24 protein-coding genes and 1 pseudogene are annotated in these 24,455 nt (G+C 65.7%); 16 read left to right on the plus strand and 9 right to left on the minus strand.

The window, feature by feature from the left end:
* Positions 1-9 precede the first annotated feature (9 nt).
* Positions 10-672, minus strand: a complete 663-nt coding sequence (locus ACETK3_RS10325; RefSeq protein ID WP_236798517.1) for a hypothetical protein — start codon at positions 670-672, stop codon at positions 10-12.
* Positions 673-911: 239 nt separating this feature from the next.
* On the opposite strand from ACETK3_RS10325, the gene ACETK3_RS10330 reads away from it, so the two are divergent.
* Genes ACETK3_RS10330 through ACETK3_RS10340 form a run of 3 tightly spaced genes read left to right on the plus strand, consistent with a single transcriptional unit; the run spans position 912 to position 2,028 of the window.
* Complete coding sequence (locus tag ACETK3_RS10330; RefSeq protein WP_236819604.1) at positions 912-1,166, plus strand: SHOCT domain-containing protein; 255 nt, start codon at positions 912-914, stop codon at positions 1,164-1,166.
* A gap of 41 nt (positions 1,167-1,207) precedes the next feature.
* On the plus strand, positions 1,208-1,525 hold the full coding sequence (locus ACETK3_RS10335) for a DUF3040 domain-containing protein (RefSeq protein ID WP_373992832.1): 318 nt from the start codon (positions 1,208-1,210) through the stop codon (positions 1,523-1,525).
* Entirely contained in the window at positions 1,522-2,028 is a 507-nt protein-coding gene (locus ACETK3_RS10340; protein ID WP_373992833.1) for a hemerythrin domain-containing protein, read from the plus strand. The genes ACETK3_RS10335 and ACETK3_RS10340 overlap by 4 nt, the downstream gene beginning before the upstream one ends.
* A 91-nt stretch (positions 2,029-2,119) precedes the next feature.
* On the opposite strand, the gene ACETK3_RS10345 is transcribed toward ACETK3_RS10340, so the two are convergent.
* Positions 2,120-2,620: a universal stress protein gene (locus ACETK3_RS10345; RefSeq protein ID WP_373992834.1), complete on the minus strand. Its 501-nt coding sequence runs from the start codon at positions 2,618-2,620 to the stop codon at positions 2,120-2,122.
* 347 nt (positions 2,621-2,967) lie between these two features.
* On the opposite strand from ACETK3_RS10345, the gene ACETK3_RS10350 reads away from it, so the two are divergent.
* On the plus strand, positions 2,968-3,591 hold the full coding sequence (locus tag ACETK3_RS10350) for a response regulator (protein WP_373992850.1): 624 nt from the start codon (positions 2,968-2,970) through the stop codon (positions 3,589-3,591).
* A 9-nt stretch (positions 3,592-3,600) separates the two neighbouring features.
* Here ACETK3_RS10350 and ACETK3_RS10355 read toward each other — a convergent pair whose 3' ends face one another.
* The gene (locus tag ACETK3_RS10355) at positions 3,601-5,331 is read right to left on the minus strand and encodes a GAF domain-containing protein (protein WP_373992851.1); all 1,731 of its coding nucleotides are present in this window, start codon (positions 5,329-5,331) and stop codon (positions 3,601-3,603) included.
* A gap of 270 nt (positions 5,332-5,601) precedes the next feature.
* On the opposite strand from ACETK3_RS10355, the gene ACETK3_RS10360 reads away from it, so the two are divergent.
* The 4 genes from ACETK3_RS10360 to ACETK3_RS10375 all read left to right on the plus strand — a co-directional run bounded on the left by ACETK3_RS10360 (position 5,602) and on the right by ACETK3_RS10375 (position 9,977).
* Entirely contained in the window at positions 5,602-6,060 is a 459-nt protein-coding gene (locus ACETK3_RS10360) for a pyridoxamine 5'-phosphate oxidase family protein (RefSeq protein WP_373992835.1), read from the plus strand.
* Positions 6,061-6,130: 70 nt separating this feature from the next.
* Positions 6,131-6,997 carry a universal stress protein gene (locus ACETK3_RS10365; protein WP_236798523.1) on the plus strand — a complete coding sequence of 289 codons (867 nt, stop codon included), beginning with the start codon at positions 6,131-6,133 and terminating at the stop codon, positions 6,995-6,997.
* 24 nt (positions 6,998-7,021) lie between these two features.
* Positions 7,022-9,541, plus strand: coding sequence for an HAD-IC family P-type ATPase (locus ACETK3_RS10370; protein ID WP_373992836.1), 2,520 nt, complete (start codon positions 7,022-7,024; stop codon positions 9,539-9,541).
* Between the two features lie 13 nt (positions 9,542-9,554).
* On the plus strand, positions 9,555-9,977 hold the full coding sequence (locus tag ACETK3_RS10375; protein ID WP_272910793.1) for an Hsp20/alpha crystallin family protein: 423 nt from the start codon (positions 9,555-9,557) through the stop codon (positions 9,975-9,977).
* Positions 9,978-10,018: 41 nt separating this feature from the next.
* On the opposite strand, the pseudogene ppsA reads toward ACETK3_RS10375, so the two are convergent.
* The 4 genes and pseudogenes from ppsA to ACETK3_RS10395 form a co-directional block, all read right to left on the minus strand.
* Positions 10,019-12,450 (minus strand): annotated as a pseudogene (gene ppsA / locus ACETK3_RS10380) (phosphoenolpyruvate synthase).
* 40 nt (positions 12,451-12,490) lie between these two features.
* Positions 12,491-15,052: a cation-translocating P-type ATPase gene (locus ACETK3_RS10385; RefSeq protein WP_373992837.1), complete on the minus strand. Its 2,562-nt coding sequence runs from the start codon at positions 15,050-15,052 to the stop codon at positions 12,491-12,493.
* Complete coding sequence (locus ACETK3_RS10390; protein WP_236798527.1) at positions 15,049-15,510, minus strand: universal stress protein; 462 nt, start codon at positions 15,508-15,510, stop codon at positions 15,049-15,051. The genes ACETK3_RS10385 and ACETK3_RS10390 overlap by 4 nt, the downstream gene beginning before the upstream one ends.
* A gap of 46 nt (positions 15,511-15,556) precedes the next feature.
* Positions 15,557-17,389: a heavy metal translocating P-type ATPase gene (locus ACETK3_RS10395; RefSeq protein WP_373992838.1), complete on the minus strand. Its 1,833-nt coding sequence runs from the start codon at positions 17,387-17,389 to the stop codon at positions 15,557-15,559.
* Between the two features lie 240 nt (positions 17,390-17,629).
* On the opposite strand from ACETK3_RS10395, the gene ACETK3_RS10400 reads away from it, so the two are divergent.
* The 6 genes from ACETK3_RS10400 (at position 17,630) to ACETK3_RS10425 (ending at position 20,987) form a co-directional block, all read left to right on the plus strand.
* Positions 17,630-17,998: a DUF5655 domain-containing protein gene (locus ACETK3_RS10400; RefSeq protein ID WP_236798529.1), complete on the plus strand. Its 369-nt coding sequence runs from the start codon at positions 17,630-17,632 to the stop codon at positions 17,996-17,998.
* A 55-nt stretch (positions 17,999-18,053) separates the two neighbouring features.
* The gene (locus ACETK3_RS10405) at positions 18,054-18,524 is read left to right on the plus strand and encodes a GyrI-like domain-containing protein (RefSeq protein WP_236798530.1); all 471 of its coding nucleotides are present in this window, start codon (positions 18,054-18,056) and stop codon (positions 18,522-18,524) included.
* A gap of 91 nt (positions 18,525-18,615) precedes the next feature.
* The gene (locus ACETK3_RS10410; RefSeq protein WP_373992839.1) at positions 18,616-19,287 is read left to right on the plus strand and encodes a hypothetical protein; all 672 of its coding nucleotides are present in this window, start codon (positions 18,616-18,618) and stop codon (positions 19,285-19,287) included.
* Between the two features lie 9 nt (positions 19,288-19,296).
* Positions 19,297-19,611: a hypothetical protein gene (locus tag ACETK3_RS10415; protein WP_373992840.1), complete on the plus strand. Its 315-nt coding sequence runs from the start codon at positions 19,297-19,299 to the stop codon at positions 19,609-19,611.
* 127 nt (positions 19,612-19,738) lie between these two features.
* Positions 19,739-20,443, plus strand: coding sequence for a DUF998 domain-containing protein (locus ACETK3_RS10420; RefSeq protein ID WP_373992841.1), 705 nt, complete (start codon positions 19,739-19,741; stop codon positions 20,441-20,443).
* A 154-nt stretch (positions 20,444-20,597) separates the two neighbouring features.
* Complete coding sequence (locus ACETK3_RS10425) at positions 20,598-20,987, plus strand: STAS/SEC14 domain-containing protein (protein ID WP_373992842.1); 390 nt, start codon at positions 20,598-20,600, stop codon at positions 20,985-20,987.
* A gap of 100 nt (positions 20,988-21,087) precedes the next feature.
* Here the strand turns inward: ACETK3_RS10425 and ACETK3_RS10430 are convergent, their stop codons facing one another.
* A complete protein-coding gene (locus tag ACETK3_RS10430) occupies positions 21,088-21,447 on the minus strand; it encodes a hypothetical protein (protein WP_373992843.1) in 360 nt (119 codons plus the stop codon).
* 159 nt (positions 21,448-21,606) lie between these two features.
* Here ACETK3_RS10430 and ACETK3_RS10435 point away from each other — a divergent pair, with 159 nt between their 5' ends.
* Together ACETK3_RS10435 and ACETK3_RS10440 are read left to right on the plus strand one after the other, a co-directional pair.
* Positions 21,607-22,314, plus strand: a complete 708-nt coding sequence (locus tag ACETK3_RS10435; protein WP_236798536.1) for a DUF4386 family protein — start codon at positions 21,607-21,609, stop codon at positions 22,312-22,314.
* 182 nt (positions 22,315-22,496) lie between these two features.
* The gene (locus ACETK3_RS10440) at positions 22,497-22,769 is read left to right on the plus strand and encodes a YegP family protein (RefSeq protein ID WP_236819615.1); all 273 of its coding nucleotides are present in this window, start codon (positions 22,497-22,499) and stop codon (positions 22,767-22,769) included.
* A 166-nt stretch (positions 22,770-22,935) separates the two neighbouring features.
* Here ACETK3_RS10440 and ACETK3_RS10445 read toward each other — a convergent pair whose 3' ends face one another.
* Positions 22,936-24,375 carry a DUF5129 domain-containing protein gene (locus tag ACETK3_RS10445; protein ID WP_373992844.1) on the minus strand — a complete coding sequence of 480 codons (1,440 nt, stop codon included), beginning with the start codon at positions 24,373-24,375 and terminating at the stop codon, positions 22,936-22,938.
* Positions 24,376-24,455: the final 80 nt, after the last annotated feature.

Below are 24,455 nucleotides of genomic sequence, written 5' to 3' on the forward strand. Positions count from 1 at the left end.
CTCCGCGCTTCAACGTCCTGCCCCGGCCGTCCGGGTCACCTGCAGAAGGCGTATCAGCACCAGGCCGGTGACCAGGGCCATCACTACTGCCATCAGAACTGCTGCCGCCACCCCGATGGCAGCGATCAGCCAGGCAGGCTGCCCCGGCTGCCATAGAGGAGGGGCCACAAGCATGAAGACCGACAGACCCGCGGCCCACGCCGCAGAACTCCCGACGACCCAGCGCCATGCCCGGAAGGTATGGCGGCGCAGCTCGAACCATTGGGCAGTTCCAATGGACCCGAGCAGCAGGATGGCTGCCACACCGCCGGCCCCTATCCAGGCCGCCGGCGGCCAATCCTGCCATGTCTCGAAGGCCGACGGCAGCATTCCCACGGACCAGGCGAAGGCCGCACCCGCCGCGGTCAACAGAATCCATCGTGAAGTGGAAATGCGCGGCAGCCGCGATCGCAGGACATGGGCCTGGGACCAGCCCAGGACAGCACCTTCAGCCAACCCGGCCAGGACCAGAAGCCCAAAATCCGCGCCGGGCCAGACAGTTGCGGCAAGGAACTGGGCAAGGGCCGGGGCAAGGAACCCAATGCTCTCACCGAGGCTTACCCAGCCCACCCAAGCAGCGAGGAACGCATGCTGCGGCGTCACGCCGTCGGCGGCTTTTTCCCTGGAGGCCATGCGCTCCTCTCCCTGCTTCCGCGGGTTGTCCGCGATTCCAGAATCACGCCGTGCTTCAGGGTCCCGGGCCTGCACCACCTGCGCCAGTGTCAAAAGCCCCGTTGGGCAAGCCGGCCAAAGCGGTGGTGCACGCCGCTGGAACAGGACCAATGGCTCTCCCTTCCGCACCCTGGGCGCCCAATACTGAAAGGGAAGGCAGACGGCTGGCGCCCGCCTTTCAGAACCCGGAGGTCGTGGAAGTGTACGGCTGGAATGACGGCATGGGCCTGTGGGGCTATGTCCTGATGAGCATCAGCATGGTGGTGGTCTGGGGAGCAATCATCACCGGTATTGTCCTGCTGGCCCGCTCCCTGCGGGCGCCGTCTCCGCACCCGCTGCAGCAGTCCCCGCGGCCGGCAGAGGACGTGCTTGCCGAGCGGTTTGCCCGCGGCGAGATCGACGCGCTGGAATACCAGAACAGGCTGTCCGTCCTGCGCGGCCAGCCGGGTGCCTGAGTTCCCGGGTCCTACAGGCAACGAACCGCGGGGGTGCAACGATGCCACTCTCTGAATTCGAGAAACGCGAACTTGAACTGATCGGCCACGGACTGGAAGAGGACGATCCCCGGCTCGCCGACATGCTCAGCAGGGACAGCGCCGCGCTGTCCCGCAGGGCCCGGATCAGCCGCGGATTGGTCGTTTTCGCGGCAGGTGTCTGCGTCCTCCTCCTGGGCCTGGTGATGCGGGTGCCCCCCGTGGGCATCGCAGGGTTTGCCCTCATGAACGGGGGCGGCTACTGGGCCATCAAGGACCTCCGGTGGTCCGTGCGGAGCAGGAACCGGCGCGTTACCCAAGTGGAAGGCAACAACGAATGAACGGGAACGGCAAGGACCTTTCGTCCGAACGGCAGGCGCTGCAGGCGGTGGAAACCCACCATGCGGATATGCTGCGGCACTTGAACGTGCTGGTGGGCCTGCTGACGGAGACCGTGGAGGCTGGGGATGCCGGCGCCGCCCAGGCAGCGCAGGCCACCCTCCTTGACTGGTGTGACAAGGAGCTGGTGCCTCACGCCCTGGCCGAGGAAGGGCCGCTCTACAGCGGGCCGCACGGCATGCCGGAGGCCAAGCTGCTGGTGGACGGCATGCTGGCCGAGCACCAGGTCATCGTGGGCCTGATCGAGGAGCTCAGGACGGCTGACGGGGTGGCCGCGGCTGTGGCGGCCGGTGCCATCCAGCGGATCTTCGCCCTGCACCTGGACAAAGAGAACCGCCTCCTGATGCCTTTCGTCATCCAATCCCCCGCACTGTCGCTCGCCCGTGCAGTGGAAGGACTGCACGAACTGGTGGGAGAAGGCGCAGCACATCATCCCAAGCATTGAGCGGGCGCAACTGCATTGAGGCGCATGTGCACTGACTGGGCCGCATGTGCACTGACTGGGCGCTGAAACTGCTGGACAGCCAGGTGAACGGTCAGGGCACCACAGCGGTGCGGGGGTGTGCACCCCCCACTGCGGCCTCCGCTTCTGCCCCTTCTTCCGGGTCTTTTGTCTCCGGGGCGTGGACCACCAGCACCGGGCAGTGCGCGTGGCTCACGCATGCCGAACTCACCGAACCGGGGACGAAGCTCCCGTGCCCCCGCCTTCCAACAATCAGCAGGGACGCGTTGCGGCTCGCGTCAATCAGCGCTGGACCGGGCTTGCCCCTGACGAGCCGGGGGTGCACGAACGGAGGCAGTTCATCGAAAGCGTCTGCCAGCGCCTGCTGGAGCACTTGTTCCGCGGCATACTTGAACCCCTCGATTCCGACGGCGAGGTACACGCCGTAGCCGGCCGGAACGTCCCAGCACGCCCAGGCTTCAACCTTGGCCGACATTGGTTCCGCCATCGCCCGGGCCACCCGGAGCGCGGCGACGGAGGCTTCGGATCCATCCACCCCGACGATGATCCTCGGGTGCGGTTCAAGGCCATCCATGCCGGCTCCCATCACTGTCCTGCCAAGTGCTGCCCTGCCATATGCTTTCCTGTGGCCGGGTGCCATCCTTTGGCTCGGTCCCAGAATGGACCACAAACGCTCTGCGTGGAAGGGCCGAAGGTCATCACGTCCTTGCAAGCCGAGGGGCCCGTTGCCCGGCCCAGGTCCGGTGAGGTGGACTTTGGTCCCTTCCCGCCACCGGCTCCCCGGGTAACAATGGGACCAGGCCCTCCCCGGGGGCTACCCCGTCTGCAGCGGGGCCTTGATCCTGAAGACATTGGGAGCGTTCGGTGTACAAGCATGAAGCAGGGACTGATGGGCCAACAGGATCTTTGGGGCAGGTCCGGGTGTTCATCCTCGATGACCATGAGCTTGTCCGGCAGGGGCTGAAGGACCTGCTGGAAGGCGAAGGATTCCTTGTCGTAGGCGAAAGCGGGTCCGCAGCCGAAGCCACCCGCCGCATCCCCGCCCTGCACCCGGACATCGCCATCCTTGACGGGCGGCTTCCTGACGGCACGGGAATCGAAGTGTGCCGGGACGTGCGTTCGCTGGATCCCCGCCTGCGCTGCCTGATCCTCACCAGCTACGACGACGAACAGGCCCTGCGCGGGGCGGTCCTGGCAGGTGCCTCCGGCTACATCCTGAAACAGATCAGGAGTGACGACCTGCTGGCCGGGATCCGCAGGGCCGCTGCCGGAGAATCGCTTTTTGATCCTGGGGTGGAGCAGCAGATCATTACCGGGCTTTCCACGGCGCCTACAGATCCCCGTTTGGAGGGCCTGAGCGCGCAGGAGAAGAAGGTGCTGGCGTTGATCGGCCAGGGGCTGACCAACCGCCAAATCGGCGACGAGCTGTTCCTGGCCGAAAAGACCGTCAAGAACTACGTTTCGTCCATCCTGGCCAAGCTGGGGTTCGAGCGCAGGACGCAGGCGGCGGTCTACGTCACCAAGGGTTCACCGGACTCCGCCTGACCGGACAGGTCAGGCCAGTGGCGCCGACCACCGCACGGACGTACCCTGCCCCGGGACGCTGTCGATGACGCAGCTGCCCTTCAACAGCTCAGCGCGGTGGCGCATGTTCGCCAGTCCGCTTACCTGGCCGGGCTCGGCGAACCCCCGGCCATTGTCGTGGATGAGGAGCTGGACCTCATTCCTGGCATTGGCGCTCCCGGCACTGGCATTCCTGCCATCAGGGTTCCCGCGGTGAACGTCCCTGCCCGAAGCGTCGCCGTTCCCTACGGCAACGGTCACCTCGATATCGTCGGCGCCGGAATGACGCAGCGCATTGCTGAGCCCTTCCGACAGCACTGACAACAAGTGCACTGCCACATCCTCACGAATAGAATCCACCGCTCCGTCCAGGGATACCTTTGGGGTCAGGGCGTAGCTGCGCGAATTCTCCCGGACCACCCGCAGGATCCGGCCCGTCAGCGGTTCACGTTCCTCATCTGCCGTGCGGAGCGAGTAGATCGTGTCCCGCAGCTTACGGATGGTGTCATCGAGCTCCGTGGTCACGGCGGCGATACGCTCATGCGCCACCGGATCCAAGGTGTACCGCCGCAGGCTCTGGATGCTCAGCCCGGCAGCAAACAAGCGCTGGATGACCAGGTCATGCAGGTCCCTGGCAATCCGTTCCCGGTCCGTGAAAAGAAGGTTTTGTTCGCGAAGTGCATTCACGCGGGCCAGGTCGAGCGCCAGTCCGATCCGGCTTCCGAAGATGGCACTGGATTCGGCCTCAGCCTGGTTGAACACGGCAGTTCCTTGTCCGCGCGCCAGCAGCAGGACGCCGTTGTCACTGGAGCTGTGCCCGAGCGAGCACACGAGCACGGAACCAAGCTTCTCCGCTACACCGTCCTCGAACACCTGCCGCGGATCCTTCACCACCAACGACCCGCCGCCCTCAAGGACGCCCGATACCGCCCGTGAAACCATCAACTCCTGGCCTGCCTGGATTCCCTGCACCCCCAGGCAGGACCGGCAGCGAAGCGAGCCGTCACCGGCCGGCACGGCCACGACCGCAAGCACCGAGTCCGACACCTTGAGGGCGGTGTCGGCAACAACATCCAGGTTGTCCCCATCCCCCGGGTGGGACGTCATGATCAATTTGCTGCTCAGCTCCATACCTGCTTCCAGCCACTTCTGCCGCCGGCTGCTGTCTTCGAAGAGGCGGGCATTCTGGATTGCCACTCCGGCCGCAGCCGCCAGGGCCACGGCAAGATCTTCATCTTCAGCTGTGAAGTCCTCCCCGCCCTGTTTCTCCGTCAGGTAGAGGTTGCCGAAGACTTCGTCCCGGAGGCGGACCGGTACGCCCAGGAAGGTCCGCATGGGCGGGTGGTTTGCAGGGAAACCCGAAGCGATCGGGTGCTGGCCAAGGTCATGCAGGCGCAGGGGCCGCGGCTCGCGGATCAACAGACCCAGCACTCCATGGCCGGTGGGAAGGTCGCCGATGGAACGGATACCCTCTTCATCAATTCCCACCGTGATGAAGTGGCTTAGCCTCCGGTCCTCGCCGATGACCCCCAAAGCACCGTACCTCGCGCCGACCAGGGCACACGCAGACCGCACGAGCCGGTCAAGCACGGCCTCGAGGCTCAGGTCCTCGGCAAGGGCCACCACCGCCGCCAACAGGCCGTTGATCCGTTCCTGCGTATCCAGCAATTCGTCCCCGCGGGCCGTAAAGTCCCGTACCAGGTCTTCAACTCTGTCCCTCATCGGCGAGCGCCAGGGCTGGTCAGTGCTCACGTGCCACCTCCTGCGGCAGGAAGCTGCGGCGCTGCGGGTCCCTGGCGCGGTCCAAGTGTTCGAAACGGAAGTGCCGGCCTCCGCCCCCAATTCCACCTTCACCTGAATATGAAGGCGCTTCCCGATTAATTCTAGGAGCGCAGGGGTAAAAATACCCCCAATGGTCCCCGAATAGGGGCGCTAGGGGGCGCGGGACCTTCTTCCCTAGCCGGGGGCTGTACCCGGCTCTAGGCTACGGCCATGAACACCGCAGCGACTGAACCGGAAATCAAGGAACTGGGCGTCCACGATTGCTGGCGATACCTTCGTTCAACGTCCCTTTGCAGGATCGCCTTCACGGACGGGGACATTGTTGAGAACTATCCCGTGAACTTTGTCCCCACCAACGGCACCCTGCTCATCCGGACGGGGGAAGGAACCAAGCTTGCCTCCCTCGCCGAACATAAGGCAGTGGCCGTCGAGGCGGACGGAATGAACCAGTACGGCACCATCGCCTGGAGCGTCATCCTCAAGGGGCACGCGCTGATCGTTACCGATGCCGAGGAAACGCAGGACGCCATGGATGCAGGGCTTTCCCCATGGCAACCCGGCCAAAAGAACGTCCTGTTCCGGATCACGCCGCAGGAAATCAGTGGGCGCAGGTTCGTCATCGCCGCGCCAACCCACTGGTGGCCGCCGCGCGAACCGAGCGCGGATTAGGTCGGCACACGAACACTCCCCTGCTCCTGCACCACACCCCGCCACAAGAACCCGCAAAGGATGGTCCCCCATGGCACCTGCCAAGCCAATCGCCGTCGGCATCACTGATTCCTCGGCGTCCAATGCCGCCCTGTTGTGGGCAGCAGCCCGGGCCAACAGGCTCAAGCTTCCCCTCGCCGTCGTGAATGTGGTGGACGACCGGTGGATGGCCGCCGAAGTCCTGCCCTATCTTGAAGTCCTGCGCGAATCGGGGCTGGGCCTGCTGAAGGAAGCCGGTGAGAAGGCCACCGCTGCCGAGCCCGGCCTGCAGGTGACCCTCCAGCTCCTGGAGGGCGGCGTAGGGGCCGCCCTGGGCGATTACTCGAAAAATGCCAGCATGCTGGTGCTTGGGACCAGCGGCCACACACGCGGTGCCCTCACGGACCGGGCCCTGCAGGCGGCTGCCACGGCCGAATGCCCCGTGGCCGTCATCGGCGACGCCCAGGAACCGGGCCGCGGCATCGTGGTGGGTGTTGATGGATCACGGGAATCAACGCAGGCTGTTGCCTTTGCGGCGGCCGAAGCTGACGCCCTCGGGGAGGACCTGACCGTCCTCTACGCGTTCACCGGCCCCAACCGCTGGATCTCCGCCGGACTGCCGCAAAGCAGTTTCGCCACCCATGTGGTGGAGGAGGAGCAGATCGTATTGTCCGAAACGGAGGCAGGCCTCCGGCAGGACTACCCGGACCTCAGGGTGCAAACCGTGATGGAGACCGTCCTGGAACCTGCAGACGCTTTGCTCCGCGCAGCTGCCGGTGCCCGTCTGCTGGTGCTGGGCAGCCGTGGCAGGGGTGGCTTCGAAAGGCTCCTCCTGGGGTCCACGGCACACGCGGTGCTTACCCAGCCGCCCTGCCCTACGGTCATCACCCGCGTGCACAGGCAGCAGCACCACGACTGACCGGGTCAGCAGCCTGGCCACGTCATGACGGTAGCCGGGGACAACGGGGCCGCGGTCCCGGGCCTGGACATCGGCCATGCCCGGGACGGGCTCTCCACTGCCGAAGTTCGGGAGCGCACTGCCGCCGGCCGTATCAACAGCGTGCCGACGGCTACCAGCAGGAGCGTCGGAGAGATTGTCCAGGCCAACGTCTTCACGCTTTTCAACGGCGTTGTCGGAGGGTGCTTCATCCTGCTGCTGGTCCTTGGCCAGTGGCGGGACGCGCTGTTCGGGTTGTCCGCCATCAGCAATTCCCTGATTGGCATCATCCAGGAATACCGGGCCAAGCGCTCGCTGGACCAGCTTGCGATATTGCATGCCGCCAGGAGCACGGTGGTCAGGAACGGGGCCCGGGAAACCATCTCCTCCGAGGAGTTGGTGCCTGACGACCTGGTGGTACTCAACGCCGGAGACCAGGTCACGGCGGACCTGATGCTGCTGGACGGGAACCCGCTTGAGGTGGATGAGTCGTTGCTGACCGGCGAATCCGAACCCGTGCCCAAGCAGGGCGGCGCCGTGCTGCTCTCCGGGTCCCTGATCCTTGCCGGTAACGGGCGCGCAAACGTGCTCCGGGTCGGACCCGACACGTTCGCCTACGGGCTGGCAGCTGAGGCGCGCCGGTTTTCCCTGGTGACGTCAGAGATCCGGCGGGGCCTGGAAAAAGTCTTTGCCGTCATCACGTGGCTGCTTCTTCCCACCGCCCTGCTGCTCACGAATGCCCAAATGCAGGAGCAGGGCGGGTGGGCCGGAGCCATGGGATCAGGGCGTTGGGTGCCTGCGGCCGTGGGTTCGGTTGCGGGCATCATGGCCATGATTCCGTTGGGCCTGCTCCTGATGAGCAGCGTGGCTTTCGCCGTGGGAGGGCTCCGGCTTGCCCGCCAAAAGGTGCTGATCCAGGAACTTGCCGCCGTGGAGGTGCTGGCAAGGGTGGACGTCCTCTGCCTGGATAAGACCGGCACGTTGTCCTCCGGCTCAATGGTGTTCGACGCCGTCCATCACGCCGGGACTGTTCCTGCCCCTGGGTGGCAGCAGGCGCTGGAGTGGTTCGGTTTCAACGCAGACAGCAGCAGCACCGCCGCAGCCATCGGGAAGGCCTTCCCTGCGCCGGTCCCCCCGCAGGAGCAGGACTCGGTCCCCTTCTCCTCTGCCCGCAAGTGGAGCTCGGTGACGTTTGCGCCGGGCTCCGCCGCTGCCGGCACATGGATCCTCGGTGCCCCCGACGCAGTACTCAGTGGCCGCGGCTGCGAGGCGGCGCACGGCAGCGCCGCAACCCTCGCCGCAACGGGCCTTCGGACCCTGGCCCTGGTGTACCTGGACGGGCCGTTGCCCCGGGATGCCGCAGGCGCGGGAATCCCGCCGGACCTGGTTCCGGTCATGCTGCTGACGTTCCGCGAAAGCATCCGCCGGGACGCAGCGTCGACCCTGGACTATTTCCGGCGGCAGGGGGTAACCGTCAAGATCATCTCCGGAGACGACCCCCGCACGGTGGGGGCGCTGGCCCGCCGTGTGGGGTTTGGGACCGGTGTTGCCTGTGACGCACGCCGGCTTCCTGACGATCCCGTCGAACTGGAGGAAACGGTGGAGGCTAACAGCCTCTTCGGGAGTGTGACACCTTCCCAGAAGCGGGACCTGATCGAGGCACTGAGACGGCGGGGGCACACCGTGGCAATGACCGGTGACGGGGTGAATGATGTCCTGGCGCTCAAAGAGGCCGACCTGGGGATTGCCATGGACTCGGCCTCCCCGGCAACCAAGGCAGTGGCCCGCCTGGTCCTGCTGGACGGTCGCTTCGAACGGCTGCCGGCCGTAGTGGACGAGGGACGGCGGGCCATCAGCAACATTGAGCGCGTTTCCCTGGTGTTCCTGAGCAAGACCGTCTACGCCACCATCATTTCCGTGGTGTCCGGCATCCTGTTGCTGGCCTTTCCGTTCCTGCCCCGGCAGCTGTCGGCCCTGGATGGTTTGACCATTGGCCTGCCGTCGTTCTTCCTGGCCCTGCAGCCCGGCGGGCAGCGCTACGCTCCGGGGTTCCTCCGGCGTTCCCTCGCCTTCGCTGTTCCGGCCGGCATCTGCGCCGCCCTGTGCGTCCTTGCCGTCAGTGGCTATGCCCAGACATGGGGCGGATACAGCGAAGAGTCTGCGCAGTCTGCGGCCACCCTGACCCTGGGCCTGGTGGCCGCGTGGATCCTGGTGATGGCATCGCGCCCCCTCAGCCCAACCAAGGTCCTGATCCTTGCCGGAATGTACGCAGGGCTGGTCCTGTTGTTCACCGTCCCGGTGGCGCGGGACTTCTTCCGCGTGGACTGGCCGCCTCCCGCCCTGCTGATCCTTTCCACCGCCGTTGCCGCAGCAGGTTGCGTGGCTATTGAGCTGGTGGGGCGTTTTACGCGGCGGCCATCCTTGCGCGGCCACAAAGGCGGGCTGGGACCTTTGACTCTGGAAGCGGCCACCCGGGAAGGGGAAGGTGGAACTGCCGGGCAACGCGATGGTCCGGCTTCCACATGAGCAGGAGGCAAGAATGACTGACCTGATGAGATGGTTCGACACCCGGCGCTCCCCGATGGATGTTATCGAGAGGCTGTTCGACGGCGACATGGGTTCCTCGGCCATTCGGGTTGAGGAGATGATGGACGGCAACACGCTCGTGGTGCGGGCCGAGCTGCCCGGCATAGATCCGGAAAAGGACGTTGACGTCACGATTGCCGACGGCGTGTTGTCGATCAAGGCGGAGCGGCAGGAAAAGAAAGAGCACAAGGACAAGGACAGCTACCGGTCCGAATTCCGCTACGGCTCCTTCATGCGTCGGATTCCCCTCCCCAGCGGCGTCCAGCAAGGCGACATCACTGCCTCGTACAAGGACGGCCTCCTCGAAGTCCGGGCTCCGATGCCGGACCAGGGGCAGGAAGCTGCGGCGTCAAAGATCCCCATCAGCAGGGGTTAAGGACAGTTTAAGTACGACGCCGGTGCCTGGCTTCCCGGGGATCACCCCTCGGGCTGCCAGGCACTTTCGTACGCCCGTGCCTCCGCCGCGGCAATGACAGGGAGCGTCCGCACGTAGGTGTCAGGGTTCAGGGACACGGAATCGATGCCCAGGCCGACCAGGAACTCTGCGAAGTCCGGATGGTTGCTGGGCCCCTGCCCGCAGATCCCGATCTTGATGCCGGCCGCGTGGGCCTTGCTGATCGCCTCGGCAATCATGGCCATCACTGCCGGGTCCCGCTCGTCGAACAGCCCCGCAAGTTCCTCCGAGTCGCGGTCCACGCCCAGCACCAGCTGCGTGAGGTCGTTGGACCCGATGGAGAAGCCGTCAAAGCGCTTGGCAAATTCCGCTGCCATGACCACGTTCGACGGAATCTCGCACATCATGTAGAGCTGGAGCCCTTCCCTGCCGCGGACCAATCCCTGTTCCTCCATGGCCGCGATCACCTGGTCTGCTTCCCGCACGGTACGGCAGAAGGGAACCATGACGATGACGTTGCCGAACCCCGCCTGCTCGCGCACGCGTTTCAGGGCTTTGCACTCCAGGGCGAATCCTTCGCGGTAGTGGCTGCTGTAGTAGCGGGAGGCCCCGCGGAACCCGAGCATGGGGTTTTCCTCCGGGCGTTCGAAGGCGCTGCCGCCGATCAGGTGGCCGTACTCGTTGGTCTTGAAATCGCTCAACCTGACGATGACGGGCTTGGGATGGAAGGGAGCGGCAATCTTGGCGATCCCGGTTGCCAGCACGTCGACGAAATACTCCTGCGGGTCCTCATAGCCGCGGGTCAGCTGCCGGATGAGCGCAGCCTCCTCCGGGTCAGTCACCTTCTCCGGGTGGACCAGGGCCATGGGATGGATGCGGATCAGGTTGTTGATGATGAACTCCATCCGGGCCAGGCCCACGCCGGCGGCGGGCAGCCGCCACCATTTGAAGGCGGCAGCCGGGCTGGCGATGTTGATCATCACGGCCGTGCGGGTGGCCGGAAGTGTCTGCATGTCCACTTCTTCCACTGAGAACTCCAGCAGTCCTTCGTAGACGCGGCCCTCCTCGCCTTCGGCGCAGGACAAGGTGACCGGGACGCCGTCGGACAATGCTTCGGTGGCGTTGCGCGTGCCCACGACGGCGGGCACGCCCAGTTCGCGGCTGACGATGGCCGCGTGGCTGGTCGGGCCGCCGTGGTCCGTGATGATGCCAGCGGCACGCTTCATCACGGGCACCCAGTCCGGGTCCGTCATCCGGGTGACCAGCACGGACCCGTCCACGAAGGATTCAATTTCCTTCGCATCCCGCACCACGCAGGCCTGGCCCCGGGCAATGGCGTCGCCAATCGCGGCGCCGGAGACCAGGACCTTGCCGGGCTGTGCAAGGTGGTAGGTCCGGAACGTGCTTGTGCTCCTGCGGGCCTGCACGGTTTCCGGCCTTGCCTGCACCATGAAGAGTTCTCCGGTGATCCCGTCCTTGGCCCACTCCATATCCATCGGGCGCCCGTAGTGCTCCTCCACGGCAACGGCCCAGCGGGCCAGGAGGACAACCTCCCGGTCATCCAGCACCAGCGAGCGCTGCTCCCGCTCCGAGGTCTCGACCATCCTCGTCCGCGCGTCCCCGCCCTGGCTGTACACCATTTTGCGTTCCTTCGCACCGAGCTCGCGCTCGATCACGGGGCTGAAGCGTTCCTCTGCCAGGAGCGGCTTAAACACCTGGTACTTGTCCGGGTTGATGGTCCCCTGGACCACCGTCTCTCCCAGCCCCAGGCTGCGCTGATCACCACCACGCCTGGAAAACCGGACTCGGTGTCGATCGAGAACATCACCCCTGACGCGCCCAGGTCTGAGCGGACCATCCGCTGCACACCCACGGACAGGGCGACGTCCAGGTGGTCATATCCCTTCATTTCGCGGTAGCTGATGGCGCGGTCCGTGAACAGGGAGGCATAGCAGCGCCGGCAAGCGTCCAACACCGCGCGGCCGCCTGCCACGTTCAGGAAGGTTTCCTGCTGGCCGGCGAAGCTGGCGTCCGGGAGGTCCTCCGCAGTGGCGCTGCTGCGGACCGCAACGGCAACCTGGGTCTGCCCGGCCCGCTGGCACAGGGCCCGGTAGTGTTCCTGGATGTCCGCGGCAATGTCTTCAGGGAAGGTGGCCTGCAGGAACAGCTCACGGATCGCGGCCCCGGCCTGGCGAAGCGTGGACGTTCCGGCTCGCTGGTCCTCCATGTGCTTCCTGATCAGCGGCTCCAGGCCGTTCGCAGCAAGGAACGCCCGGTAGGCGGCAGCTGTGGTGGCGAACCCCTCGGGTACCCTGACCCCCGCGGACTGCAGTGCACGGCTCAATTCGCCCAGCGAGGCGTTCTTCCCTCCCACGGATGGGATGTCCGCGATCCCGGTGTCCTCGATCCATTTGACGTTGGCGTTGGCCAGGGACGTGTCTGCGGCGGCACTCATGGCTTGATTCTGGACTCCACCAACCGGGGCATGCAGAGTCTTAGGTCCTGCTCCGCCGCAGCCGCCCGCGCGCCGTTTTGTGGATCCAGTCCGCCAGGAGGACAGCAGGTGCCGCAAGGAGCGCCAGCAGGAAGCCCGCCGGTGTTGGCGGTGCCTGGCCCAGCAGCGTGGCGAGGTAGGGCACGTACAGGCAGGCTGCAAGGATGGCCAGTTCAGCCAGGACGGCCCATACCAGAAGCCTGTTGGTCGCCCAGCCCAGCTTCCAGGGCGGCAACGTGGCGCTCCTGCAGGCGAAAGCGTTAGCTACCTGTCCCAGGACCACGGTGGTGAAAGCGGCACCGGAGGCCGCCATCAGCAGCCCTGCCCCGGGAACCTGGCCCCGGCTCCATCCGCCGCCGGCCAGGACAGCGGAGAACACTGCCATTTCCATTGCAGCCTCCACGGGACCCAGGATGCAGAAGACCCGGATAATCAACTGCCGGTCCATCAGGTGCCGTCGTTCGGGCGGCCGGGCCAGAATGCGCCTGCCGGGCGGTTCTGCGCCAAGGGCCAGGGCCGGAAGCAAATCGGTTCCGATGTCCAGGGCGAGAATTTGCAGGACCCCCAGGGCCAGCGGGAACTGCCCGCCGGACAGTGCCCAGATCACAAAGGGGGTCAGTTCCGCCACGTTGTCTGTGAGGTGGTAGGTGAGGAACCGGTGGACGTTGGCGTAGGTGGCCCTGCCTTGTTCGATGGCGGCCACGATGGTGCCGAAATGGTCGTCAAGGAGGACCAGGTCCGAGGCCTCACGTGCCACGTCTGTTCCACTGAGGCCCATAGCCACACCGATGTCCGCTTCACGGAGGGCAGGGCCGTCGTTAACGCCGTCGCCGGTCATCGCCACCACATGCCCGCGGGCCTGCAGCGCCTTGGCCACGCGGAGCTTTTGCTCCGGTGAGACCCTGCTGACCACCACGCCGTCGCGGTCCAGGAGTGCGCCCAGTATCTGGTCGTCCTCCGGCAGGTCCGCGCCTTCCAACACAAGTTCGGGACTCCCGGTCAGGCCGATCTGGCGGGCAATCGCCGCTGCCGTGGCGGGGTGGTCTCCGGTGATCATGGCGATCCTGAGGCCTGCCTGCCGGGCCGCGCGGATCACGTCCCCCACATCCTCCCGGGGCGGGTCCTGCAGTCCGATCAGGCCCAGGAGTTCCATGCCCGTTTCGAGTTCCAAGGCTGGAGTGGACTGCCACGCAGCAGGCGCTCCGCCGAGCCGGCGCCTCGCAACCGCGATGACGCGCAGCCCGCGTGCGGCCATCACCTCCACCTGTTCCTTGACTGGGCCGGGCACGGCTTCACAGACCGGCAGCACGGTTTCGGGGGCACCTTTGCAGAAAAGATCGGTTCCCAGGAGGGCGGATTCGCGCCGCCGCACGGGATCAAACGGCAACCGGCGCCAGGGGGCAGGGCCGGCCTCGGTGCCTGTGAGCCTGCGGGCCAGGACGTCCATGGCCGCTTCCATGGGGTCGCCCTGCGCCCGCCACTGCCCGTTGTGGAACTCGGCGCGGCCCTGGGAAGCGGTACGCGCTGCCAGCGCCGCCGCGGCTGCCTCTTCCACCCCGCTTCCCTGCACGTCGCCGTCGGGAGCGTATCCCTGGCCCGTCAGGTGGACGGGACCAGCCGCTGTGAAGACTTCGACGGCGTTCATCCGGTTCTGCGTCAGGGTCCCGGTTTTGTCGGTGCAGATAAAAGTGGTTGAACCCAGCGTTTCCACTGCCTCGAGGTTCCGGACCAACCCGCTGCGCGAAGCCATCCGCTGGGCCCCCATGGCCAGCGACAGCGTGACCGTGGGGAGGAGGCCTTCCGGGACCAGCGCCACGGCAACGCCAATGGAGAACAGGAACGAGTCCCGCCATTGGAAGCCCACCAGCAGCGACGCCAGGAAGAAGACCGCAGCGATGCCCAGCGCCATGCCGGCGGTAACGCGGACGATCCGGCGCAGTTCCTGGGACAGCGGTGTAGGCGGAGAAACCGCCCCGCTGGTCAGGGCAGCGATGCCGGCCAGCCTGGTCCCGGCACCTGTCGCGGAAACCGCTGCTTCCGCGTAGCCGTTGACCAGGAACGTGCCGCCCCAAGCCGGGTCACCCGCGATTTTGGGCACAGGGGCGCTTTCGCCCGTTAACATGGATTCGTCCACTGCGCAGGCAGACGCTGACAGCAGCACCAAGTCCGCGGGGACGCGGTCGCCGGCGGCAAGCAGCACCACGTCGCCGACCACCAGCTCACTGGCGTGGACCTTGCGCACCTTCCCGTCCCGCCGGACCACCACGTCGGCGGGCAGCAGGCCACGCAGCCGGGCGGCGGCGTGCTGGGCACGTTCCTGCTGGATGTGCGCAAAGACTCCGTTGACAATGACGACGACGATGATCGCCACGGCGAGCTGCGGCATGTCCGCGATGAAAGCCAGCCCGGCGGCGCACCACAGCATGAGGGCGAAGAAGTGAGTCATTTCGCCCCAGAGCTTCCGCCACTGCGGAACGGGTTTCTCCGCGGGAAGCTGGTTAGGGCCCGCCTGTTTCAGGAGCTGCGCGGCCTGTTCAGAGGTCAGGCCCTCCGCGGTCCTCACACAGCGTCCGCCTCCTGACCAACCAGGAGCACGGGACAGTTGGAGTGGGCAGCGCAGGCCTTGCTGACGGAGCCCATGGACGACTTGAGCAGGCCGCCTTCGCCGTGCCGTCCAACCACCAGCATTTGTGCCCGCCGGCTCTCGTCCACCAGCACCTTCGCCGGTGATCCGAACTTGATGGTCACGTCGATGTTTTCCGGCCGTTCAGCGGAAAACGCCCGGCCAAGGGCATCCTCCACCAGGCGCCCGGCAGCGTCCTCCAACCTGGCGGTGAACTGCCGGTCGGCCCCCTCGAGGCGTGACATCACCAGGTAGTCCGGCATCCCGATGCATGAGATGACTTCGAGCCGTGTGCCCAGGCGGGCTGCCAGCGTGCCCGCGTAGCGGAGGGCTGCGGAGGAGTATTCGGACCCGTCCACACCCACGATGACCGGCTTGGCTCCTGTTTCTGCGTTCATGGTCACCACGATCCCGGCTGCGGGTTGAGCTGGGAAGGGCCAAAAGTCATGCCGCCGGCGGCCTCCGTGGACCGGATTTCCTATCGGCACCGTGCAGTGCCCTAAGGCCGTTCAGGATGGTGGCCAGGTCAACCAGTTCCTGGAGGAGTGCGCCGGCGACGGCGGGAATGTATCCGGTCATGGCAATGGCCATCAGGACGATGCTGAGTCCTATGCCCGTCCAGATGCTCACCAGGGCAACACCCACCGTGCGCTTTCCGATGGCCACGGCCTGGGCCACTTTGGACAGGTCATCGAGCATGATCACCACGTCCGCGGATTCGCTCGCCGCCGTGGCGCCCTTGGCCCCCATCGCGATGCCAACATCCGCAGCGGCCAGGACGGGAGCGTCGTTCACGCCGTCGCCCACCATCAGGACCGGCCGTTCCGCCAACGCGGCCACAGTATTGACCTTGTCCTCAGGCAGGCATTCCGCCTGGACGCGGTCAATCCCGGCTTCCTCGGCAATGTGCGCGGCCGTGGCCTTGGCGTCACCGGTCAGGAGCATCGTGTTCTGCACGCCGAGGCTGCGCAGACGCGCCAGGGTATCCACGGCGTTGCCGCGCAATGGATCCTTCATGATCAAGGCACCGGCGTACCCGCCGTTGACGGCCACATGGACGGCAAGCTGGCCGCTGCGGACTGCAGCCTCCCGGAACCCGGTGGATGAACTGCGGACCAGGCCCGCTTTTCCGACCACCACCTGCTGATCGTCACAGATGGCCTCCACACCGTGCGTGGCGTTTTCGGTCGCCTGCGTCACGGGCAGGAGTCCCATGCCGGCCGCCTTGGCGGCTTCGATCACCGAAGCTGCCAGCACATGCGAGGAGTACTGTTCCGCGGAGGCTGCAAGCTGCAGGAGCTTCCTGCTGCCCAGTGTTTCCCCGTGACCGGGCGACACCCTGATCTCATCGAGGACGGGACGTCCCGACGTGAGGGTTCCGGTTTTGTCGAAGACCGCTGATTGCGCCTTCGCCAGCTGTTCAAGGGTCCTGGTGTTCTTGATGATGATTCCCTTGTGGGCGGCCTGGCTGGTGCCGGCCAGGAACGCCACCGGCGCCGCGATCAGCAGCGGGCACGGCGTGGCCACCACCAGGACCTGGGCAAAGCGCAGCGGCTCACCGGACAACAGCCATGCCGTACCTGCCATGGCCAGGGCGAGGAGGGTGAAGGGCACTGCGTAGCGGTCGGCCAGCCGGACCACGGGAGCGCGGCTGTTGGAAGCCTCCTCCACCAGGGCGATGATGCGGCTGTACTGTGAGTCTGCCGCGGTGGCCGCTGCCCGCATCCGGATGGCCGCCACGCCGTTGACGGCGCCGCTGAGCAGCTGCTGCCCCCGGGTGCGTTCCACCGGCAGGCTTTCGCCCGTCAGCGACGACTCATCCAGGCTGGCTGAATCGGACAGGAGTTCACCGTCAACGGGTACCAGTTCCCGCGCTGCGCGGCCCTGGGCAAAATTCTCCAGCGCCTCCCCGCCGGTGAGCATCAGGATCACCACCAGGGCCGCGAGGTATTCGCCCACCGCCACGGTGCTGGCAATGGCCATCAGCGCCAAAAGGTCGATGCCCCAGCGGCCTTCACGCAGCGACCGGACCATGCCGGCCGCGCGCGCCACCACGATAACGGCCGCGTAAGCCGACGCCAGGATGCGGACCTGCAGTTCCAGGCCGAACTGAACCAGCACCAACGTGGCCAGGAGCACCAGCAAAGTCAGTGCGACGACGGGATACCGCCTGAGAAAGACCCGGGCCTTTTCCATGGGCGAGCCGGCAGGTTCACCGGCATCAAGGCTGCCCGGACCAGGGCCGGTTGCCATGGTTGGGGACGCCTGCTTCCTCATCCAGGACCCTTCGGCACGAGGCGGTGAAGGTCATCGCACATGGAACTGAACCTACCCTGCTGCCGTCAGGCGGGCTAGGGCATTTGGCCCCAGCCCGCCTTCTGTTACCGCCGATGTGACCTTCGGCCCTGTCCACGGCTCCGGGCGTCTCGGCAACGTTGGGGGAAGACCTGCCGCCGACGCAGACCGGAGCCCACATGCAAGCCGTAACGATCAGCACCAGTGAGCCATAGGGCGGCAATGTCGGTGCAGTTACGGACGGTGGAACAGTTCTTCGACGGGGCGCCCACCGCGCTTGGCCTCTACGAAGCGGTGGAGCGAATGGCGGCGGGCCTGGGACCCTTTGGGATAAGGGTGGGCAAGAGCCAGATTTCCTTTCGCCGGCGCCGCGGGTTCGCGTACCTCTGGCGGCCCGGTCTTTATGTGAAATCCGCGGTTCCGCTTGTCCTGTCTTTGGCCCTGCCGCGGGACCTGGGTTCACCGCGCTTCAAGCAGATCGTGCATCCTTCGGCCCAAACCTGGATGCACCACCTGGAGCTCACTGACAGCACCCAACTCGATGCCGAGGTCCGGACGTGGATGCAGGAAGCGTACGGCGCTGCGGGCTGACAGTTAGAGTCCTCTGGCCCTGTCGCGCTGTTGCCGGCAGGTCAAAGCTGATGCCATGACTGAAGATGGCCAGCAGCCCCGAAAGATCCATGTTCCCGAACAACCCGTTGCCGTGGTGCGCGAAAGGGTCCCCATGGACGCGCTGACAGGCTTCTTCGGCCGCGCTTTCGGCGCCGTGATGGCGGCAGTCCAGATGCAGGGAGCCAGGCCGGCGGGGCCGCCGTTCGCGCTGTACCACGGGATGCCCGGCGAAACTGTGGATGTTGAAGCGGGGTTCCCTATCGCCGGGAACTTCCGGGGGACAGGCGAAGTGGCCAGCGGAACACTGCCCGATACGGACGCGTTCGAAGCTGTCCATACCGGCCCTTATGACACCTTGGGTACCACCTACGATGCCATCCGGCAACGGATGGAGGCCGATGGTGCCGCCCCCTCGGACACGATGTGGGAGTACTACCTGACCGATCCGGAACAGCAACCGGATCCTGCGACGTGGCAGACCAGGGTGGTGTGGCCGGTCGCCTGAGGCTGTGGGCTGAGAACCCGGGAACGCGGAGCTGAGGTCCCGCTTCGACACTCCTGACCCCGCCAGCACGCAAACCCATTTGGAGCCTTCGATGGCAATTCCGATCCAATCGACAATTCCCCACCGGGCCGCTCTGCCGGTGATCTGGCTTTCGCGAACGGCCGTTGTGCTTTTCATCGTGGCCCTGACCGTGGCGTCGATACCCTTTGGGGAGCCCCCAACGGGACAGGTTGTCTGGGCAAGCGTCGTCGTCGGCGGTTTCTTCCTCAGCGCTGTTGCAGGGATCGCAGCGCAGGTGCGGAAACACGGCGTGGTCCGCACGCGGCTGGGCTACTGGGCCCTGGCTTTTCTCATCCTCTCGGGCGTGATCATGGCTGCTGCCTCGATAGTTTTCACGCCGGGCACGCAGTTGCCTGTGACCCCGGACGTGTTGATCTCCGGCGCGTCCTATGCCCTCACTGTGGCGGCCGTGCTGTTCATCCTCGCGGCGTTCCGGGCTGACCGGGATAGGATCCGATTCCTGCCGACGACACCGGCAGGGTGGTGGGCCGCGGCCTTCCTGGCGGTCGGTCTGGTTCTCTCATATAGCCCGTGGGCCGTCCTGACACCGGTGGCAGGGGCTGGTCCGGCCCTCGCGCTGGCCGGAATCATCAGTTACCGGGACTGCTTGGTGCTGGCAGCTACCGCACTGGTCGCCGGCCCGGCGCAGCTGGCCGTCTTTGACCTCGCCTTCTTCATCAGCATGTTCACACCGCACCCGTAAGCAGAAGACATGTCACCCGCAATCACACCAAAGTCGGCAGCCGGGCGCCGGAGCCTGCTCTTCGCTGCCATCACCGTGCTGGCGACCCTCCTTGCATGGATCGTTCTGCTGCCCATGATGGGCTTCCCGTCTGCCACTTGGGTGTGGCACGCCCTTGGGCAGGCCTTCGCGGGACCCGCAGCCGCAGCAGCGGCACTCGGGCTCGTCAGCATCATTCACTACAAGGAACGCTCGGTCCTGATTTGGCTCACCACCTCGGCCGCCCTTGCCGCGGCGGTAGCGGCGGGCGTGATCATGTATTCCGCTGTCGCTGGGTACCAGTAGCAGGACACATGGCAGGGCCTCCACCAATGAAATCAAACGCACCGAAAAAGAGGCGTGCCGGCGGCAGTGGCTCAGGCAGGAAATTCACAAGGTTCATTAACACCGAGGCCGAGGCCCGGAGGTAGGCATGTACAGTTCAGGCCAGCACTCCCTGCTCGCGACCGCTACCCGGCGGAGGTCGTTGCTGTTGTGCGGACCTGCTGCCTCTGTGCTCTACGGAGTCATGATCTGGCTGATTCGGTATCCCGGGTACGACCCCATCTCGCAGACGGTCAGCGAGCTCTCGGCATGGGATGTCCCCACCAGGACCCTGTGGGTATGGCTGGGGTTGCTGTGGAGCGCCCTGATGGCTGCGTTCGCAGCCGGCGTCTGGCAGTCCGGAAGCCGACGCCAGTCGCTTCGCGTGTCCGCCATCCTCCTGGCCGCCTACGTGCTGGCCGGACTGGCCTACCCGTTCGCCTCGATGCACACCCGCGAAGTACTGGCCGCCGGCGGCGCCACTGCGGCCGACACAGCGCATTTGATCATCGTGTCGGTGACCAGTGCGCTGATGATGGCGGCAATGATCTCCGCAGCCGTTGCATTGAACCTGTGGTTCCGTCTGTACACCACAGCCACAATCCTGCTTCTCATCGGTTTCGGCGTACTCACCGCCGGGGATGCCCCGGCTCTCCAAGCCAACCTGCCGACGCCGTGGGCGGGGCTCTGGGAGCGCGTCAACATCATGACGACCCTTGCGTGGGTCGTGGTGCTCGCGCTGCTGCTCATCCGCCCTGCGACACAGCGCAAAACAGGGTTGGGCGACAGTCGCGCTCGACGCGGGAAGCACTGATTCCTGTTACCCCCATGAGCGCTGCACCTAGGCTATATGAGCAGATGAAAGGTCTCCGGCCCGACGACGTTCGGGAGTGTCCCGGTGCAGGTGCCGTTCGGTTCGGCTACCGTCAAGGCTGGATTCGGGTCAGGACAAGGGAGGGAGGAGCGCGGTGGAGATCAAAGGCAAGGGCACGGTGGAGCTGTCCGATGGGGTCCTGCACTTGCGCTGGAATCCGGGAGTCTACATCGGCATCGACGTCGCCAAGGCCGCCCTGGAAGCCATCTCCACCCTGACGCGGGGCGCCAGGCTGCGAATGCTGGTCGAAATTCAGGGCGTCACCCACTCCGCGGCCGCCCGGAAACTCTTCCCCGATGCATCCAGCATCTCGCGCATGGCACTTCTGGGAACCTCACCCGTTGACCGCGTCATCGCCATGTTCCGCCTGTCCCTGATCTCTGCCGGGTTCCCGATACGGTACTTCACGTCCGCTGACAAGGCGCGGGACTGGCTGCTGAAACCCTCGGACGAGGCTGGAACGTTGCTCGGCGGCACCCGGTAACCCCCAACTTATCCATGCCGGGATCTGGTCTTCGCGCCTTGGACGCCTGGTCCGGCGCACCTGCGCCGCCGGGACACACAATTCCTCCATGGGAGAAGAGTCAAGATAACAAGCCCTTGCGGCGGACATAGGTTAACTCCCACGGCTGCGCCCCCTGGCTGGTCTCCGACCAACCGTCGCGGGCAATTTCCCCGCGCAACTGGCTGAGGCTCGCCTCCAGGCCTGGAGCCCAGGCTTCTGCGGGAGGGGTGGCGTTCAGGGGCGGCCCGGGGAACGTGTCACTGACATAAAGCCTGCGGCCGTCCTCCGTCCTGCCAACGAACCGAAGCTGGGTGCGTCCGTACTGCGAGCCAAGGGTGGAGAGGATTCGTACCCACCATTTCACCGATGCGGCGTCCTCCAGTTCTATCCGCAGATGCTCCTCCGTGCCGTTGCCTGTGTGCGGCTCATTTACGGACATGTCTCACTCCCGGCGAACGTAATCGGTATTCAAAAAGGCAGTTTGCCAAGGACTGGCATGGCGGAACAGGGCCGTTGGTCACCGGTGGCAGCAATGGTGCCCCGTCTACCGGGCCCATCGGCACTACCGGACGCGCCCTACGGATGGCAGGCTCCAGGGATGAAACGGCACGGCGCTCCCCGGGCCCAGCGGGAATGGGGGCTCCTCTATCTCACGGCGGGGGCATCATCGATCCTGTTCGTCCTGTTGTTGGTAGCCGCGCTGGTGCTTGACTTCCTGGCGCCTCCGCCGGTGCACGGCGGAGCCGCCACCCTGGAGTTCATTGCGGCGAATAAGGCGAACTACGTGGCCGAGCAGGTCCTGTGGATCCTGCCGAACATCCTCCCGGTGCTTGTTTTCACAGGACTCTTCGTGGCGCTTATGCCCTTCCGGAAGAGTTTGCCCTTGATCGCGCTGATCTTTGGCGCCCTGCCCTGGGCGCTCCTGCTTGCCGTCCCGGTCACCAGCAGGGGCTCCCTCAACCTCGTCTACCTCAGCGACCGCTACATGGCCACCGGGAGGGACGAGGAACGCCGCGCTTACGCTACCGCTGCTGAAGCAATCATCGCCGAGAACAACACACCTGCCATCGTGGGCGTCCTCTCCGCCTTCGGGATCCTCCTGATGGGACTGGCGATGGTGACGGCGAGGGCGCCCTTCCCGCAGTTCCTGGCGTGGTTCGGCATCGGCACCGGTGCTTTGGGAGTGGTCAGTGAGGTCCTTCGGCAGGCTGTCCCGGACTTCTACTGGGGCTACGGCATCCTGCTCTGGGTGTGGTTCATTGCCACAGGGATTGTGTTGATCCGCCTTTCGCGCCTGGCTGCCTAGCATCCCCCACCTTTGCAATCCGGGACCTTGGTCCCTAAAAGCCGGACCGGGCTTCTGGGATGGTTGTTCAGGTCGAACGGTGCACAACGCCGTGGTTGTGCACCAGCATTTCGCTGCGCCGGATACCGGCGCAGGACGTAGCCTCACCAACGGAGGCAGGACGATGGAGGAGAACCAGGCTTATGGCAGGTACGTTCGAACTGTTTGTCGATGATGATTCGCAGATTCGGTTCCGGCTAGTGATGCCCGATGGACATGTATTGGCGGTTTCCGGACAGTTCACCGACAAGCAGGCGGCGGCCGCCGCCATCGAAGAGGTACGTGAATGCGCAGGCACCGGCCTGATCCGGGATGTGGCGCCGCCTCCGCCGGGCGTTCTCCATGCTTCGGTACCGCATCCGCGATATGCGGTACGCCGCGGGACCCGCCTGCTCAACTCTGTCGGGGCAGCATAAGATAAGCGCCGTCCAAGGCCTCAGGGCGGACGGCCCTTTGACCAGGAAGACCGGTGGGGCCCATCGCTGACGATGGGCCCCACTCCTGTGCGTCTGCTGCCGGCCACGCGGCGCCAAAGCCGAGCGGGCGTCCACTACCCCCAGGGGAATCTAGAAGCCGGACGAACTACCGGAGCCGGAAAAGCTTCCGCCGCTGCTGCCGTAACCGGTGGTGCTGCCGCCGCCCCTGGCCGAATTGACGCTGCTGACCCCTGTGTTGAATCCGGAGTTGAAGGTGGCGACGGAGAAAAACTGGTACGACGGGTAGACCTCCCCAGGATGCTTGGTTCATAAGCCCCTGTTTATGGTGGTCCCGGCCTTCGTGGGCGGTTTCCATTTGCTCCCGCATCAGGTGTGCCTCCCGCTCATTCCTGGCAAAGCCCTCGATCACCGTTTCCGCGTGGTTCTCCAGCAACTCGGAGAGCCGGGTACGTGCTTTGTACAGCCGGTCCAGGGCCTCCTCCGGCGAGATCCGTCCGTCTGCCAGTTCTGCGGTCCACCGCTCGATCTCCCGCAGGCTTTCGTCGCGGAAGGACCGCAACGCGGCGGCCGTTGCGGAGTCCCCCTGTCCGTGCCGCTTGGCCAGGAGCTGCTCGAGTCCGGCCAAGTCCCTGCGGAACGGGGCAAGCTGCCGGTCCCAGGCGGTGGGCCACGTGTCGGCGCGGTTCAGCAGGGCGTTGCTGTCCGCGATGACGTCATCCAGCGCATCCAGTTCGGCGGCGCTGTCCGCGAACTGGCGGGCAAGCTTGAGGTTCTTCCGGCTACTCAAGGATCGCCTGCCCATTGCGTGCACCTGGTTGGACAGCTCTGTGACGGCGGCGTACCGGCTCAGGAAGGTGCGGTGTTTCTCCAGGACCTGGCTCCCATAGCGGGACGATTCCGGGATGGTCCCGCTATTCAGTTCCGTCACGTCCAGGTCCATACTGACGTTGGAGTAGCTGCGGTCCCCGCGTTCGATGTGTTTCCGGCAGGTGCTTCTGGTCACGGCCCGGACGATCAGCCATGCGGCGGCACCGAGCACCGCAATGCCGCCGGTGACCCACGCCGTGATCGTGAACGCGGCGGACCTGTACCACGGCTGGTTGATCAGCTCGGCGCCACGTCGAATGCCTGCCACCGTTCCTTCGGTCCATTGGGCGTCCCGGAACAGTTCCTTCGACGCGTCCTGGATGTCGCTGCGCTGTTCCAGCGACACCTTCCGGTCCTCGCCCATGTAGGTCCCCACGTGGCGGCCCACAGGGTCCAGCGCGAAAATGAACAGCCCGTCGGCCCATTTTTGGCCGTCGGCACTGATCCATTCGGGATGCCTGGACCGGGCAAACTTCAGCACTTCTTCGTTGAGGTTGTCCTCCGCTTTTCCGTTGTAGGTGAAGACGGCAACGCGGGTGGGCTCGTAGAACTGGATGCGTTCGACGGCGGGCAGCAGCGTGTTCTGGTCAAGCACCCCTGCGGTGTCCTCCACAATGACAGCCACGGGTGCCACTGCGCTGCCTGGGACAGCGAACCCCAGGAGCAGGGCAGCCAGGGCAAGCATCATCGCGGCAATCCGGCTGACCACGCTGCCCATATCCCTCCCCAATATTTAGAATCAGGATGGGCCAACGTGCAGGGCCGCCAAAGGGCCGAAGGTCCCGCTGGTGAGGCTCG

Origin of the sequence: Arthrobacter sp. E44 (assembly GCF_041877125.1) — a bacterium.
GTDB lineage: Bacteria > Actinomycetota > Actinomycetes > Actinomycetales > Micrococcaceae > Arthrobacter.

Excerpts from the sequence above, each read along its gene's own strand:
- ACETK3_RS10340 (WP_373992833.1), top strand. The coding sequence starts at position 1,522 with ATGAACGGGAACGGCAAGGACCTTTCGTCCGAACGGCAGGCGCTGCAG.
- ACETK3_RS10410 (WP_373992839.1), top strand. The coding sequence starts at position 18,616 with ATGGCAATTCCGATCCAATCGACAATTCCCCACCGGGCCGCTCTGCCG.
- ACETK3_RS10325 (WP_236798517.1), bottom strand. The coding sequence starts at position 672 with ATGGCCTCCAGGGAAAAAGCCGCCGACGGCGTGACGCCGCAGCATGCG.
- ACETK3_RS10345 (WP_373992834.1), bottom strand. The coding sequence starts at position 2,620 with ATGGATGGCCTTGAACCGCACCCGAGGATCATCGTCGGGGTGGATGGA.
- ACETK3_RS10375 (WP_272910793.1), top strand. The coding sequence starts at position 9,555 with ATGACTGACCTGATGAGATGGTTCGACACCCGGCGCTCCCCGATGGAT.
- ACETK3_RS10405 (WP_236798530.1), top strand. The coding sequence starts at position 18,054 with ATGACTGAAGATGGCCAGCAGCCCCGAAAGATCCATGTTCCCGAACAA.
- ACETK3_RS10355 (WP_373992851.1), bottom strand. The coding sequence starts at position 5,331 with ATGAGGGACAGAGTTGAAGACCTGGTACGGGACTTTACGGCCCGCGGG.
- ACETK3_RS10360 (WP_373992835.1), top strand. The coding sequence starts at position 5,602 with ATGAACACCGCAGCGACTGAACCGGAAATCAAGGAACTGGGCGTCCAC.
- ACETK3_RS10430 (WP_373992843.1), bottom strand. The coding sequence starts at position 21,447 with ATGTCCGTAAATGAGCCGCACACAGGCAACGGCACGGAGGAGCATCTG.
- ACETK3_RS10335 (WP_373992832.1), top strand. The coding sequence starts at position 1,208 with ATGCCACTCTCTGAATTCGAGAAACGCGAACTTGAACTGATCGGCCAC.
- ACETK3_RS10440 (WP_236819615.1), top strand. The coding sequence starts at position 22,497 with ATGGCAGGTACGTTCGAACTGTTTGTCGATGATGATTCGCAGATTCGG.
- ACETK3_RS10395 (WP_373992838.1), bottom strand. The coding sequence starts at position 17,389 with ATGAGGAAGCAGGCGTCCCCAACCATGGCAACCGGCCCTGGTCCGGGC.
- ACETK3_RS10365 (WP_236798523.1), top strand. The coding sequence starts at position 6,131 with ATGGCACCTGCCAAGCCAATCGCCGTCGGCATCACTGATTCCTCGGCG.
- ACETK3_RS10370 (WP_373992836.1), top strand. The coding sequence starts at position 7,022 with ATGACGGTAGCCGGGGACAACGGGGCCGCGGTCCCGGGCCTGGACATC.
- ACETK3_RS10435 (WP_236798536.1), top strand. The coding sequence starts at position 21,607 with ATGAAACGGCACGGCGCTCCCCGGGCCCAGCGGGAATGGGGGCTCCTC.
- ACETK3_RS10390 (WP_236798527.1), bottom strand. The coding sequence starts at position 15,510 with ATGAACGCAGAAACAGGAGCCAAGCCGGTCATCGTGGGTGTGGACGGG.
- ACETK3_RS10415 (WP_373992840.1), top strand. The coding sequence starts at position 19,297 with ATGTCACCCGCAATCACACCAAAGTCGGCAGCCGGGCGCCGGAGCCTG.
- ACETK3_RS10420 (WP_373992841.1), top strand. The coding sequence starts at position 19,739 with ATGTACAGTTCAGGCCAGCACTCCCTGCTCGCGACCGCTACCCGGCGG.
- ACETK3_RS10400 (WP_236798529.1), top strand. The coding sequence starts at position 17,630 with ATGTCGGTGCAGTTACGGACGGTGGAACAGTTCTTCGACGGGGCGCCC.
- ACETK3_RS10445 (WP_373992844.1), bottom strand. The coding sequence starts at position 24,375 with ATGGGCAGCGTGGTCAGCCGGATTGCCGCGATGATGCTTGCCCTGGCT.